At 56.5% G+C, this 13,557-nt stretch carries 12 protein-coding genes and 1 pseudogene; 4 read left to right on the top strand and 9 right to left on the bottom strand.

From position 1 onward, the window contains the following. Positions 1 to 314: 314 nt before the first annotated feature. Positions 315 to 839 carry a hypothetical protein gene (locus ACSHSR_RS02640; RefSeq protein WP_243757051.1) on the bottom strand — a complete coding sequence of 175 codons (525 nt, stop codon included), beginning with the start codon at positions 837 to 839 and terminating at the stop codon, positions 315 to 317. A 216-nt stretch (positions 840 to 1,055) separates the two neighbouring features. Next, positions 1,056 to 1,264: pseudogene (locus ACSHSR_RS02645) on the bottom strand (IS630 family transposase); the annotation flags it as partial. A gap of 548 nt (positions 1,265 to 1,812) precedes the next feature. Between ACSHSR_RS02645 and ACSHSR_RS02650 the strand changes: the two are divergent. Genes ACSHSR_RS02650 through ACSHSR_RS02665 form a run of 4 tightly spaced genes read left to right on the top strand, consistent with a single transcriptional unit; the run spans position 1,813 to position 6,497 of the window. Then, positions 1,813 to 3,213, top strand: a complete 1,401-nt coding sequence (locus ACSHSR_RS02650; RefSeq protein WP_144220650.1) for a TolC family protein — start codon at positions 1,813 to 1,815, stop codon at positions 3,211 to 3,213. Beyond that, the gene (locus ACSHSR_RS02655; RefSeq protein WP_028781331.1) at positions 3,203 to 4,177 is read left to right on the top strand and encodes an HlyD family secretion protein; all 975 of its coding nucleotides are present in this window, start codon (positions 3,203 to 3,205) and stop codon (positions 4,175 to 4,177) included. Before ACSHSR_RS02650 ends, ACSHSR_RS02655 begins: the two co-directional genes overlap by 11 nt. 2 nt (positions 4,178 to 4,179) lie before the next feature. Then, a complete protein-coding gene (locus tag ACSHSR_RS02660; protein ID WP_101058394.1) occupies positions 4,180 to 5,337 on the top strand; it encodes an ABC transporter permease in 1,158 nt (385 codons plus the stop codon). Beyond that, positions 5,334 to 6,497, top strand: a complete 1,164-nt coding sequence (locus ACSHSR_RS02665; RefSeq protein WP_071238673.1) for an ABC transporter permease — start codon at positions 5,334 to 5,336, stop codon at positions 6,495 to 6,497. Before ACSHSR_RS02660 ends, ACSHSR_RS02665 begins: the two co-directional genes overlap by 4 nt. Here the strand turns inward: ACSHSR_RS02665 and hydF are convergent. The 7 genes from hydF to ACSHSR_RS02700 all read right to left on the bottom strand — a co-directional run bounded on the left by hydF (position 6,457) and on the right by ACSHSR_RS02700 (position 13,060). Further along, a complete protein-coding gene (gene hydF, locus ACSHSR_RS02670; protein ID WP_413734625.1) occupies positions 6,457 to 7,689 on the bottom strand; it encodes a [FeFe] hydrogenase H-cluster maturation GTPase HydF in 1,233 nt (410 codons plus the stop codon). The genes ACSHSR_RS02665 and hydF overlap by 41 nt on opposite strands. Next, positions 7,682 to 8,695, bottom strand: coding sequence for a [FeFe] hydrogenase H-cluster radical SAM maturase HydE (hydE, locus tag ACSHSR_RS02675; RefSeq protein WP_479631222.1), 1,014 nt, complete (start codon positions 8,693 to 8,695; stop codon positions 7,682 to 7,684). The genes hydF and hydE overlap by 8 nt, the downstream gene beginning before the upstream one ends. Further along, positions 8,692 to 9,303: a hypothetical protein gene (locus ACSHSR_RS02680; RefSeq protein WP_025010224.1), complete on the bottom strand. Its 612-nt coding sequence runs from the start codon at positions 9,301 to 9,303 to the stop codon at positions 8,692 to 8,694. Before ACSHSR_RS02680 ends, hydE begins: the two co-directional genes overlap by 4 nt. Further along, positions 9,300 to 10,754, bottom strand: coding sequence for a [FeFe] hydrogenase H-cluster radical SAM maturase HydG (hydG, locus tag ACSHSR_RS02685; RefSeq protein ID WP_479631223.1), 1,455 nt, complete (start codon positions 10,752 to 10,754; stop codon positions 9,300 to 9,302). Before hydG ends, ACSHSR_RS02680 begins: the two co-directional genes overlap by 4 nt. Before the next feature lie 69 nt (positions 10,755 to 10,823). Next, positions 10,824 to 11,489 (bottom strand): cytochrome b/b6 domain-containing protein, encoded by a 666-nt coding sequence (locus tag ACSHSR_RS02690; RefSeq protein WP_025010222.1) that lies wholly within the window; start codon positions 11,487 to 11,489, stop codon positions 10,824 to 10,826. A gap of 10 nt (positions 11,490 to 11,499) precedes the next feature. Beyond that, entirely contained in the window at positions 11,500 to 11,817 is a 318-nt protein-coding gene (locus ACSHSR_RS02695; RefSeq protein WP_025010221.1) for an iron hydrogenase small subunit, read from the bottom strand. Positions 11,818 to 11,827: 10 nt separating this feature from the next. Next, a complete protein-coding gene (locus tag ACSHSR_RS02700) occupies positions 11,828 to 13,060 on the bottom strand; it encodes a [FeFe] hydrogenase, group A (RefSeq protein ID WP_025888294.1) in 1,233 nt (410 codons plus the stop codon). Positions 13,061 to 13,557 lie beyond the last annotated feature (497 nt).

A 13,557-nucleotide genomic window follows, 5' to 3' on the forward strand; every position in this document is an offset into this window, starting at 1 on the left:
CGTATTCACGCCGTGTCACAGGATCGCCTGTGCGAGAGCGAACCGCAGGTGATGGGCTGCACCGTAGCCGGAAGCTCGGCCAATGCCTATTGGCGACACCTAAGGGGGAAGTTGGTGACATTCTGTAAAGTTTAAATCTACCAAAAGACAGGACAGTCAAATCTTTCTCAATACAACCTCCGGGTAATGGCATATCATGATAGCCGGGTTTAACACCATCAGAAGCCTGGTATGGTAATAAGGTGCAGCCAGTTAGACTTAAACCAATTAATGCCAATCAGCTTGCCAGCAAACAGTTAACCCGCATCAAATGACTAATCCGGTAATTGTTTGCAAAGGTCATCAAATAGCGCAAAACTTTCTGTTAGCACAGTTTGTAATTGCGTTTCGTTATAGCACCATGGCTGGTGTTGTGTACGCCAGTCTTTATCCCAGTCTATCTTTTCACCTCGCGCTAACCGCTCGGCCACGGCAATCTGTTGATAAGTTCCGCCACCAATTCGCTTATCTTCACGCCACAAGTCAAAGTTGAACACTACCCACTGCAGCATCTCCATCATAAGCCTCATATGGGGGTAGGCAAACTTTTTGGCATTTAGCTTGTAATATCCCCCTTCGCTTTTGTAAAAGCGAATCGGGTAAGGGAACTGGGCAACCAATGCCTGTCGACGCTCTGTCGGCACCTTAGGATTAAAGTCACCAGCGAGTTTAGGAAAGCGCACCAACATGGAGGCATAGCGCTCGGCAAAATCGACCTCGCGGGCAATGGTAATCACGGGTTGTGATACTTCACTCAGAATAAATTTGTGTTGTTGCTCTGTTAACATATCATTACTCATCTCGACTGTTTATGGTTTCCAGCCTGCAGGGGCTCGGCCCGAAATCTTAGCTCCCCCCTTGGGTGCAGCAATGGCCTTGTAGATCAAATCAATCCCAGGTAAGCAGGTTCCATCAGGGTTTGCGCTGTTAATTGAGCCGCTGGTAAAGAAAGACAAGACAGCCAGATCTTTTTGATGTTTCACACCCCCTCGACTAAACAACTGATCCTAATACTGCTACATTTCCGCTGTGCCGTGTCCGCTGCCAGGAAATGGTGAAACCGTTTCCATAAATCGCCATACCCTGCTGAGGCGTTTCAGCATGGTCTTGCAACTATGATTGCGCGTGACCGTTTCATGCAGCGCCAGCCATAAGCGCTCTATCTTGTTAATCCGAGGTGAGTATACAGGTGAAACAGTAGCTTGAACCTGGAATTGTGTTTGAGCCGGTAGTCCGCCTTTTTTGACCAGCTTTCCGGTTTTGTTTGGCCAGCATTCTGTTTAAAACTAAGCAGTTTCTCAATGTACTTGAATAATCTCTCGGGCCAATGTGTCTGGTCAATGTCTCAGGCTAACTTGTTGATGGGCTGTGAGGTAACAATTCATGGTGTTGATAAGCCAGTTGAGTCACATTTTGGAGTCTGGAGGGACTCGTGCAGACATACGCCCATTTCCTCGGTGCAGGTTCGCCGATACGACTGCTCGGCATAAAGTCTGGAAACTGCTGCTATACGCAGTAGATTAGCTAAAGATCTTGGTGGGTATAACCCCGTCTCATACTTGGCGAGATAACCGTCGGCAAGCTTCACTCTTAGTGTTAGTTTCAATACAGCTTAAAAAAGACTAGGATCCAGTGGCTTGTCTGTTTTTTTACCCAGGTTTCGACAGGCCTTGGAGGCCTCGCGCCGCCGCGCAGCAAGGTTAACTGGTGGCCGACAAGCGAGGATGATATCCTTTTTGCTCAGGAATTAGAGTTTTTACTCTAGGGGTGTAGATGAAATTGACCAAATTTGCCTGGTTGCTGTTGTGGCCGCTGGCGGCTCAGCCTGCGCTTGCCGCAGACTATAGTTTTGCCTCGGCCTGGCAACAGTTGCTGGAGGTGAGCGATAAGCTGGCCGCCGAAGGCCAGGAAGTCAGCCGCGCCGAGGCGCAGCAAGAGGCCGGGCGCGACCTTAACCTGCCATCGCTCAACATCAACGGCAGCTATACCAGGCTGGAAAAACCGATAGAGCTGGATCTGCGCGATCTCAATCCTCTCGCCTCTATGGATCCCGCCACTCTGCCGCCAGCCATAGGTGGCATTATTGGTTCTTTGCCTGGCTCGCTGTTTGTGACTCCTTTCACCGAGCAGGATGTGTTCCGAGCCAGCTTACAGGCGATGTGGCCGATTTATACCGGTGGCCAGATCTCTGCCGCTCAAGGCATTCAGGCGGCTCAGGTGGCTGAGAAGAAGCAGCAACTGGAGTTGGCGCGGCGTGAGCTATTTACCACTCTGGTAGACAGATACTATGCCGTCACTGTGACCCAGGCTTTGGTGCAGACCCAGGCTCAGCTGGTGGCATCGCTGGAAAAGCATTACAGCCACGCTGAAAAACTGGAACAACAGGGGCAGATCGCCAGAGTCGAGCGCCTCAATGCCCAGGTGGCACTGGATCAGGCCAAGGTCGACCTCGGCAGTGCCAAACGTCGCCATGAGATGGCGCTGATAGCCCTGTCACGCCTGCTGCACCAGACTGATATCGCCACCAAGTCGCCGCTGTTTATGGCGCCAAGCTCCCCTTCATTGCCGCAATTGACCGAGCTGACGCTGAAGCAGCATCCAGCCTTGCGCTTGTTGGAGGCGAAAGAGACCCAGGCTCAGGGCCTGGTCGATATGGAAAAGGGAAAATACTTCCCCACGGTTTTCCTCTACGGTAACTACACCCTCTATGAAGACGACAGCCTGTTTTCCAAGGTCGAACCCGACTGGATGGTAGGCGTCGGGGTCAAGGTGCCGCTGCTGTCCCGTGATGGTCGCAGTGGCAAGGTGCAGGCGGCCAAGAGCGCCTTGCTGCAGGCCAGATACACCAAGGCACAAACCCGTCAGGATCTCAGTCTGTTGGTGGATCAGAGCTATCGCCAACTGCTGCAGGCCGAAGAGGAGGTTAATGCCTTGAACAGTTCTCTGGCGCTGGCAGACGAAAACCTCAAGCTGCGGGAACTGGCTTTCAATCAAGGGCTGTCTACCTCCATCGACAGAGTGGATGCCGAGCTCAAACTCAGTGCGGTACGCACCAAGCAGTTGGCGGCTCAATATCGTTATGTTCAGGCCTATGCCCGCTTGATGGCGGTCAGTGGCCAGTTGGATGAATTTATCGGACGCAGTGACAAGCAGGAGATACAGGATGCGGGTTAATCCTTTGGTGGCCATAGTGGCCCTGGTAACCATAGTGGCGGCGCTGGTATATGGGCTGATCCTGGCTTACTCCCCCAAGCCACAGCTGTTGCAGGGGCAGATAGAGGCCAGGGAATACAATGTGTCTTCCAAGGTGCCGGGCCGGGTAGAGCAGGTGTTGGTGCGCCGCGGAGACAGTGTCAGTGAAGGGGATCTGCTGTTTGCCATCGACAGCCCAGAGCTCAATGCCAAACTGATGCAGGCCGAGGGTGGCCGCGATGCCGCCAAGGCGATGCAGCAGGAAGCCGACAGCGGTGCCCGTAAGCAGCAGGTTGCCGCCTCCCGCGAGCAGTGGCTCAAGGCCAAGGCCGCCAGTGAGCTGGCCAAGACCACCTTCGACCGGGTAGAAAACCTGTTCCGCGATGGCGTACTTGCCCGGCAAAAGCGTGATGAAGCCTTTACCCAATATCAGGCCGCCAAGTATACCGAGCAGGCCGCCTATGCCATGTATCAAATGACCGAAGAGGGCGCCCGGGAAGAAACCAAGGCCGCCGCTGCCGGTAATGCCCGGATGGCGGAAGGTGCGGTGAAAGAGGTCAGTGCGATACTCGCCGACAGCCAGATGCGCGCGCCCAAGGGCGGTGAAATCACCGAGGTGCTGTTGCAGGTGGGCGAGCTGGCACCCAGTGGCTTCCCTGTGGTCAGTTTGGTGGATATGACAGATGCCTGGGCCGTGTTTCAGGTGCGTGAGGATCAACTCAAGCAGTTCAAGAAGGGCGAGCGTATGACCCTGACACTGCCGGCGCTGCAACGCAGTGTCGAGTTTGAGGTCAGCCACATCAGCGTGCTGGGCGACTTCGCCACCTGGCGGGCGACCGAGAGTGGCCACGACTTTGATATGCGTACCTTTGAAGTGGAGCTCAGGCCGCTGGAGCCAGTGGCCGATCTGCGGGTGGGCATGTCAGTATTACTTGAAAAGTCTTGATTATGAAGAAGTTGCTTCGGCGAGAGTGGCAGGCTGTCTGGCGCGATCCCTGGCAGCTGGCACTGATAAGCTATCTGCCGCTTATCGGTGTGCTCTGTCTTTGGTGGTTGTTTTCCGCCGGGTTGCCCAGGCAGTTGCCGGTGGCGCTGGTGGATCAGGACAACTCCAGCCTCAGTCGTGAGCTGGGGCGTCATCTTGAGGCTAATCCTGTCACCGCCCCCAGGCGCTATCTGGCGCTGGACGAGGCGGTCGAGGCGATGCGCCGCGGCGAGGTCTATGCCTTGGTCATCTTGCCCTATGGTTTGAAGCAGGAACTGCTGACCGGGCACACTCCCACCATAGACCTGCGCTACAACGGCCAGTTTTTGCTGGTGGGCAAACTGCTGGCCAGTCAGTTGCAACTGACCCTGGCCGATGGTTTGCAGCAGGTGGCCAGGCTCAAGCAGCTGGCGGCCGGTGTCAACCCGTCCCAGGTTGAGGTGCACCTCAGCCCTGTAAGCACCCAAACCACGGCACTGTTCAACCGCAATAACAACTATGTCGGCTTCCTGGTGCCGCCTGTGCTGATAGCTCTATGGCAACTGCTGGCCATGTTGGCCTTTGCCGGCAGTCTCAACCGTGAGCTGCGCCAGGATACCTTGGGCGAATGCTTCCGCCTGGGTATGCCCTCAGTGCTTTTGAGTAAGTTTATGGTCAACGGCGCCTTTATGCTGCTGCACGGCGGCTTTATTTTGGTGCTGTTGTATCAGCTGCTGGGGCTGCCGATAGCCGGGCAACTCCTGTGGCTGCTGCCGATGCAGATCTTAATGTTGATGGCGGTCTGGCTCTGGGTGCAGGGGATTTTCTTTATGCTGGCCGATAGTGCCAGGGTGATCAGCTTTTGCACTGCGCTGTTTGCACCCGCCTTTGCCTTTATGGGCATTACCTTCCCGACCGGAGAAATGCCGCTGCTGGCGCAGTGGTGGCGTCTGTTGATGCCATCAAGCCACTATATAGAGTCTCATGTTGCGTTGGTGAGCTATGGCGCCGGTCCGGCCAGCTTGCTGCCTCAGGCGCTGGGTTATCTCGGCTTTCTGCTGCTGTTGATCCCCAGTTGGTTCTTTGCCCGTCGTTATGCCAGGGTGCTGCAGTCGCAGTTGCCGCTTGAGGAGACGTTATGACAGCCAAGTCCCTCTCGTTATGGCAGTTGATCTGGCTGGATTTACGCGCCTTGGTGCGTGACAAGGCGATCTCTTTGACCCTGTTTGGCGGCGTGCTCTTCTATGCCGTGCTCTATCCCTTGCCTTATCTGCATCAGGTGCCCACAGAGCAGCAGTTGGTGGTGGTGGATCACGATAACTCCTCGCTGTCACGGCGGCTTATCCGTCACGCCGATGCCAGTGCCCGTATCCAGGTCGTCGGTCGGGTCGGCTCCATCGACGAAGCCAAGGCCTGGGTCACCGATGGCCGCGCCCATGGTTTATTGGTGATCCCGTTTGATTTTCGCCGCGATCTGTTGCTGGGACGGGGCGCGACTTTGAGCTTCGGCGGTGATGCCAGTTACTTCCTGATCTATTCCGCTGTGGTTGAAGGTTTGGTGAGTGCCGGTATGGATGCCGGCAAGCAAATCCAGCTCAAGGGACTATTGGCCTCGGGCCAGAGCCCTGAGGCCGCGGCCCAGAGTCTGGCGCCGATTAAACTCAATGCCGTGCCCGCATTCAATAAAGGTTTGGGTTATACCCCCTATGTGGTGCCAGGATTGTTTCTGCTGATTTTGCACCAGACCTTGCTGATAGGCACAGGCATACTCGGCGCCGGTCAGTGGCGCCAGCCGGGCTATTGGAACCGGGTTAGCCCCTTGATGCTGGTCAGTGCCCGGGTGTTGGCCTTCGGCTTGCTCTATTGCTTGTTCAGTGCGCTCTATATTGGCTGGTGTTATTACTTCTATCAGGTGAGTCTGCAGGCGAGTCTTGGTCAGGTATTGTTGCTGATGTTGCCTTTCCTGCTGACCACTGCCAGCGCCGGGGTAGCGCTCAGCTGCCTGTTTGTCAGGCGCGAGTTGCCGACCCAGATCCTGCTGCTGGTATCCATGCCCATCCTGTTTGTCAGTGGCTTTGTCTGGCCCTTGGCACTGATCCCTGAGCCCTTGGTATGGCTGTCGCAGGTGATCCCGGCTGTGCCGGCGATTATGGGAATGTTGCAGCTGAACCAGATGGGAGCCGATTGGGCGGTTATTGCCCCCAAATGGTTACAGCTCTGGGGGCTATTGTTGCTGTTCTTCCCTCTGGCGGTTTGGGGCGTTAGTTGGCGTCGGCGTCAACTGGCAGCAGCGGCGAACTGACTCTTTCCAGCACGCCACTGGCCTTGGCCAACACCAGCCCATAGTTGGTGATGGCGACGCCGCGGCGGCGACATTCGAGAATGCGCCGCTGCATCTCCACCCGCCCCAACATACAGGCGCCGCAGTGCACTACCAGTTTGTAGCGTTCCAAATCGGCCGGAAAGTCATGGCCGGCACAGACGCTGAACTGCAACTGTTTGCCGGTCAATTTGCCGATGGCCGCCGGGATCTTCACTCTGCCTATATCTTCATCCTGCACCTCATGGCTACAGGCCTCGGCGATCAGTACCCGATCGCCATCCTCGAGCCTTTCGAGCATCTCGGCGCCTTGCAGCTGGGCCGGTAGATCGCCCTTGGCCCGGGCAAACAGGGTGGAGAAGGTGGTCAGAGGAATGCTGTCGGGTACCTGAGCGGCCACTTGTCTCACCGCCTGGGCATCGGTCACAACCAACGCCGGTGGCGTGGGCATGGCGGCCAAGGCCGTGGCCAGCTCAGACTCACGGCAGATGCTGGCAATGGCACCGTTATCCAGCGCTTCTCTGAGAACCTGCACCTGGGGCAAAATCAATCTGCCCTTGGGGGCCGCCGAATCTATCGGGGCGACCAGCAGCAGTTGCTCTCCTATGCGGTAACAGTCGGCGGCCAGCACGGGGTCGCAACGAAAATCTGCCGGTACCAGTTGAACCAGTTGCTCGACCAAGTCTTCCCGGTGTTTTGCCTCTTGGGTCGACAGGCATAAGAACTTGATGCCCTGGTCGTTGAGCCAGTGCTGATGCTCTGCGGGCAACGGGGCCAGATCTTGCTTGTTCGCTACCACCAGGATTGGCAGCTGCCAGCTTTGCAGCAGTAACAGCCAGTCGCGGTCAAACTCATCCAACCCCTGTTCATCCAGCACATAGACGGCGATATCGGCCTGTTGCAACGCCCGGCGACTGGCGGCTATTCGCTGAAGCCCCAGGGCGCCGGTATCGTCCAGTCCGGCGGTATCTATCAGGGTAGCCGGGCCGACCGGATGCAGTTCAAAGGGCTTGCGCACCGCATCTGTGGTGGTGCCCTTGGTCTCAGAGACTATGGCACTCTGTTGGTTGGATAAGTAATTGAGCAGGGAGGATTTCCCGGCGTTGCGACGACCACACAATACTATGTGCAGTCTGACCCCGCGGGGGGCTGCATTGGGGGCCGAATTACACATTAATTTGTCTCCTGGCGTTGCCTCTGTCCGCAGAGCAATACAAGCCGCGGGCTTTAAGGCTGAGTCTGATATCGGCGAGACGCTGCTCCAGCGGGCAGCCGGAGGCATTCTTGCCGGGGTAAATAAGGTATTTGCTGCTGTCTTTCTGTGGCGTGAACGAGGGCATAAGCACGTTGCAGCCGCGGCTCAGGGATTCGAGCCTGGCGCCTTTTTGCAAGGCGTCCAGGGCGCTGGTGGCAGGAATGTTGGCACCGGGATTGAGTAGCCTGAGTATGGCGCAGGCTCGCTGGCACTCAAGCACCTTGCCGTTGGCTGTGTTTGCCAGCGGGGTTTGTGGATGACTGACGAAGGGACCGACCGCCAACATCTCCAGTTCCATGGCTGAGAGCGCCAACAGGGTGTCAGCCAGGTCATCGTTCTTGCTGCCCGGCAGGCCACAGATAATGCCACTGCCGGTCTCATATCCCAGGCTCTTGAGGGTTTCCAGTAGCCTTAGGCGGTTATCCAGCACTCTTCCCGGACGCAGACGGCTATAGAGCTCGGCATCCAGGGTTTCCAGTTTCAACAGATAGCGGTCGGCGCCGGCTTCGCGCCAGAGCGCCAGCTCACTGTGGCTGCGTTCACCCAAAGATAGCGTGATGGCCAACTGGGTTTGCTGTTTGATGGTACTGAGGATGCGGCTTATGCCATCCTGGCGAAAGCGGCTGTCTTCACCGGATTGCAGCACCAGGGTGCCGATGCCGGCTTTATCTACTTTGAGGGCCGAGTCGATGATTTCCTGGTGGCTGAGCCGGTAACGCTCAATGTCGCGATTGGCGGCTCTCAGGCCACAGTAGTGACAGTCACAGCGGCAATAGCTGGAAAACTCCACTATGCCTCTGAGCCAGATCTCCTTGCCAAAGTACTGGCGCTTGACCGCATCGGCGCGGGCAAACAGCCAGTCATCGGCTTCGCCGCAGAGCAAGGCTCTGATTTCTGCTGAACCCAGATTTTCGGCCGGTTTCATGCTTGGGATCCCGCCTGTTTCAACACCTGCGCCAGCTCATCGGCGTAGCGATACAAGGCCTGTTGCCAGGGCGTGGCAGCGACCTTGGTGCGGCCTTGCATCCGTTGCCATAGGCCCGCTGGTGGCAGCCCCAGCTCGCGGCTGTCCAACTTGAGCCACAATCCCAAAGGCGCCAGATGTGGGCTATGGGCATAGTGGCCGACAAACAGTTGATCATCGAGCAATAACAGTGGCGCGCTGGCGGCCAGTTTACTGCTGAGCGCCGTCACCTGCTCGGGCCAGGAGGCGGCGAGTTGATTGCTCCAATGCTGAGACACCCGGTATTCCTCGAGGATTTCCGCCTCGGTGGATTCCGGGCGCAACATTTTGCCAAACGCCAGCCCGGCTTCGCTTTGTAACTCTTGTGTCACTATCAACAGCTGCGACAGCTGACTGCTTTGCAGTCTTTGCCGCAGCAGCTGATCTATCGCCCCTTCGCTGAAATTGGCATAGTGGCCGGCATGCAGGGCCACTCGCCGGGCGCGGCTTAGTGCCGATTTCAGCTGTTGTTTTGGCAGCCCGGCATAGAGACGGCAGCCGGGTGCCAGTACCAGAGTTTTGCCTTTCACAGATAGATATCCCTCTCGCCCGCATCTGTGCGCGTGAGGCAGGCCTCGATATTACGTCTTCTGGCGGGGCTGAGTTTATCCAGCTCGGCGGCTATTAGTGCCTCACCGGCTTTGCGGGTCTGCTCGCTGGCGTAGTCGTTGAGATATTCCTTGAAGGTGATCAGGGCGTTGGGTTGGCAGAACTTGCCGATAAACTGCTGCTTGGCCAGGCCGATAAAGTGATCGCCGGTGCGGCCTTTGCGGTAACAACCGGTGCAGAATGAGGGGATGGAATGGCTATGCTTGACCAGATCCAATACCACTTCATCCATGCTGCGGTGATCGCCCAGGCTGAATTGAGCCGCATCGTCTTCCTGGTTGTAGCCACCTGGGGTGGTACGTGAGCCGGCGCTGATCTGTGATACCCCCAGGCTCAGGAGTTCACGTCTGAGTTCGGCACTTTCACGGGTGCTCATAATCAGTCCTGTGTAGGGCACGGCCAGGCGGGTAATGGCCACCAGGCGCTTGAAGGTGGCGTCATCGACGACATAGGGTGGCCGCTCCGACAAACTGGAGCCATCGGCGGGCTCAATCCGCGGGAAGGAGATGGTATGCGGGCCTATGCCGCAATCCTGCTCCAGTTGCTGTACATGGGTGAGCATGGCCAGCAGCTCGAATTTGTGGTCATAGAGACCGAACAGCACGCCAATGCCCACATCGTCGATATCGGCTTCCATGGCTCTGTGCATGGCGTAGAGACGATAGAGGAAGTCCTTCTTGCGGCCCTTAAGGTGCACCTGTTCGTAGGTCGTTCTGTGGTAGCTTTCCTGAAAACACTGATAGGTGCCTATGGCGGCCGTCTTCAGCAGCTTGAAGTCTTCTGTGTCCATGGGAGCGCAGTTGACATTGATGCGGCGGATCTCACCGCCTTTGCCTTTGCGCACGCTGTACATGGTCTTGATAGAGTCGACTATGGCGCGGGCGTTATTGCGCGGGTGTTCACCGTAGACCGCCAGGATCCTTTTGTGGCCCATCTCTTCCAGGGTTTCCACCTCGGCGATCAGCTCCTGCTCGCTCAGAGTCTTGCGTGGCAAGTTATGGTTGTCGGCGCTGAAGCCGCAATAGCTGCAGGCGTTGGCGCAGAAGTTGGAAACATACAGGGGGGCGAACAGTACTATGCGATTGCCATAGATGGCGTCCTTGATGCCACGGGCAATGGCAAATAGCTCTTCGTCCAGGGAGGCATCCTGGTTTTGCAGTAAAACCGCCACTTCCTCCAGCGTCAGCCCCTGCAAGCGGCGGGCTTTTTCCAGCACCTGGCGCACGGTATCCGGGCTGGGTTGCCGGTTGTTATTGAGCAAGCCCCAGATGGCGTCATCATCGATAAAATTTACGGCGGGGTTATAGTCTTTGACTTGAATCGTTTCTGTATGGCCCGATACAAGCGGGTCTGATATCAAAGGGCCTGACATCTGTAGTGGCTCTCCTGTAGATAAGGAGCGCAGTCAAACTGCGCTCCTTGGAAAATGGAACTTATGGCGTTACTCGGCGCGTTTGGCGGCAACCGGAACGACCTCCTCCTGCACCCATAGTGGCGTGTACTCGGCTGCGTCATGGTAGGGCACCTTGCCGTGCAGCATCATCGCCTTGAAATCGTCGAAGCGATAAACCGCCAGGAACAGATGCACAGGCAAAAACGCCGTCAGCAGCAGGCCACAACCCAGGTGGATCATCCCCAGCAACCAGGCGGTATCGCGTGGGATTGCATAGGGAACCAGCCACAGCGCCAAGCCTGTAATGATCAGTGCAGTACCACCGAGCAGGACACAAACCCCGAACAGCTTCTGTCCAGAGTTGTACTTGCGCATAGGAGGCACGGCGACCTTCTTGCCCAACAGAAACTTCTGTGGATAGCCGCCAAGTACCTTGAACCAACCCACATCGTTGCCACCGAAGGTGAATACTCTGTTGGTGAACAGTACGACACGGTCGAATGCCATCAGGGTGAAGGCCACCGCATCCAGCGCCATGATGACACCGGCAACAATATGAATGTCATAGGTCAGCCCCATGGCACTGTCGCTCAAGGGTTTGAAGAACAACAACAGCCCGGTTGCCGCCAGTGGCAGGAAGCTCAGCAGCAAGATGTAGTGGAACACCCGAACATTCAGCGGGTGCTTGAGAATGGGACGATTGTCCTGATGCATAGCCGACTCCTTAGGATTTCAGTTGAGTGCGATCGACAAAATGGGTGTGCAGCAACTCGTGCGACAGATGCCCCAGCGGCTCACCGCCAAATTCGCTGTAATAGCGGGCAATGGCCGGGTTGGCATGGCTGACACGGTACTTGGCAATGGCATCATCCATATAGAGGGCATCGGCCCTGGCCTTGATGTATTCGTTGCGCTTGGCGATACGGTTGCCGAGCCAGCCCACAGGCAGGGCCAGTAGCGCCAGAATCGCAGCGCCCACGGCCATGAAACGGCGCCGTGACAACAGAAAACCATCTTCGGTAAATTGATACTTGTCTGTCATGAGCAATTCCTTACAGTTGGGCAACCCAGGATGTGCCTGAGCCGTTGATAGGTTGACCGCCACCGTTGACGCAACCACCGGCGCAGTTCATCACTTCGATAAAGTGGTAGGGGGACGTGCCGGCCATCACCTGCTCCAGCAAGGGGCGGATATTGCGGCCCATGTCGTGCACCACGGCGACTTTCAGCTGCACATCTTGTTTGAGCTGTTGGTCATGAATGGTGAGTTCGGCTTCCTTGACGCCTTCCAGACCGCGCACAGGTGCCAGTTCCAGCTTGGCCAGCTCTTCACCTGTAAGCACCTTGTGTGCGGTACGCACCGCGGCTTCCATCACGCCACCAGTGTTACCGAAAATGGTGCCGGCCCCTGTATATTGGGCAAACAGGCTGTCACCCTTATATTCGGCCACATCCGGCAGATGAATATCGAGGCGCTTGAGCAGCTCAGCCATCTCGCGGGTGGTCAGCACTGCATCCACATCGGCGTAAGGGGCGGCATCACTGCCGTGTTGCTGATGGAAGCGCCAGGCAGAGTTGAATTCAGGGCGTGAGGCCTCGAGTTTTTTCGAGGTGCAGGGCATAACTGCCACTGTGAAGATCTTTTCCGGAGCCATCTCATACACCTTGGCGCCATAGGTTTTGGCCACAGTCCCGGCCATCTGCTGCGGCGACTTGGCGGTGGAAAGATGTGGCAGCAGGCTGGGGTATTCGTTTTCCAGGAAGCGAACCCAGCCCGGGCAGCAGGAGGTGAATTGCGGCAGCTTGCCGGCGCCTGGCTCCTGGCGCACATTGGCATGCAGCCTGTGAATGAACTCAGAGCCTTCTTCCATAATGGTCAGGTCGGCGGCGAAGTTACAGTCGAAGATCCTGAATCCGGCCTGGTGCATGGCGCCGTAGAGTTTGTTGGTCAGCAGTTGTCCCTTGGGCAGGTTGAAAGCTTCACCTATGGCAACCCGTACCGCCGGAGCCAGAATACCGACCACCTGAGTATCGGGATCCTTGAGCTTGGTCAGCACAGTATCCAAGGCACTCTGGGTTTCATGAATGGCGCCGAACGGGCAGTTGATCAGACACTGGCCGCAGCTCAGGCAACGCTCTTCATCAATCTTATGGGGGGCACCGGATGCGCCCTCAATAGCATGGGTGGGACAGAACTGTTTGCAGGCGTCACACCCTTTGCATTTGAGCGCATCTATCTGGATCAGTCCGCGGATCTCTCCCGGCTGATAGCTGGTTGCTGTCATGGCAATGCGTTCCTTTTTACGTGATAATATTCTTATTTTCTAATTGCTTATGTAAAAGCTATACCCCTTGGGAAAGGGCGGAGGGATTATAGGGAATGGCTTGTCGCTATCTGTGATCCAAAGCAGATCAGCCTTGAGATTTCACAAGTTTTTACATGAAATATGATGAAATTAGCCGGTGAAACAGGGGCATGGGACTTTTTGACTTAGGGAAGGTGCAAATAAGTCCTCGTGGCACTCTGGCTTGCACAGCAATTGGCGTTCAAGGCATCTGACTGAAGGCATGCCGAGGCCTGTCGAAGTCGGATAACGCAGAGAGCCGGTTGCTGTGAAAGCCCCGAAGGGCGTGGCTTACAGGCCTGCCTGCTGTGTTGTGCTTCTTGCAAAGGACTAGGGCCATTTGCTGCGAACCACGCCTTGCATCCAGGCCTGTAAGCCGACGCAGAGCACACATGGGACTTGTTCGCACCTTCCTTAGGCACAGCTTCAGCCAATTT

The sequence above is a fragment of the Shewanella sp. VK101 genome, from assembly GCF_056497865.1.

What these genes read in the sequence shown, in the direction of transcription:
- ACSHSR_RS02695 (WP_025010221.1), bottom strand. Translation starts at nt 11,817, where the DNA reads ATGACAGACAAGTATCAATTTACCGAAGATGGTTTTCTGTTGTCACGG.
- hydG (WP_479631223.1), bottom strand. Translation starts at nt 10,754, where the DNA reads ATGTCAGGCCCTTTGATATCAGACCCGCTTGTATCGGGCCATACAGAA.
- hydE (WP_479631222.1), bottom strand. Translation starts at nt 8,695, where the DNA reads ATGAAACCGGCCGAAAATCTGGGTTCAGCAGAAATCAGAGCCTTGCTC.
- ACSHSR_RS02660 (WP_101058394.1), top strand. Translation starts at nt 4,180, where the DNA reads ATGAAGAAGTTGCTTCGGCGAGAGTGGCAGGCTGTCTGGCGCGATCCC.
- hydF (WP_413734625.1), bottom strand. Translation starts at nt 7,689, where the DNA reads ATGTGTAATTCGGCCCCCAATGCAGCCCCCCGCGGGGTCAGACTGCAC.
- ACSHSR_RS02655 (WP_028781331.1), top strand. Translation starts at nt 3,203, where the DNA reads ATGCGGGTTAATCCTTTGGTGGCCATAGTGGCCCTGGTAACCATAGTG.
- ACSHSR_RS02665 (WP_071238673.1), top strand. Translation starts at nt 5,334, where the DNA reads ATGACAGCCAAGTCCCTCTCGTTATGGCAGTTGATCTGGCTGGATTTA.
- ACSHSR_RS02690 (WP_025010222.1), bottom strand. Translation starts at nt 11,489, where the DNA reads ATGCATCAGGACAATCGTCCCATTCTCAAGCACCCGCTGAATGTTCGG.
- ACSHSR_RS02650 (WP_144220650.1), top strand. Translation starts at nt 1,813, where the DNA reads ATGAAATTGACCAAATTTGCCTGGTTGCTGTTGTGGCCGCTGGCGGCT.
- ACSHSR_RS02640 (WP_243757051.1), bottom strand. Translation starts at nt 839, where the DNA reads ATGAGTAATGATATGTTAACAGAGCAACAACACAAATTTATTCTGAGT.
- ACSHSR_RS02700 (WP_025888294.1), bottom strand. Translation starts at nt 13,060, where the DNA reads ATGACAGCAACCAGCTATCAGCCGGGAGAGATCCGCGGACTGATCCAG.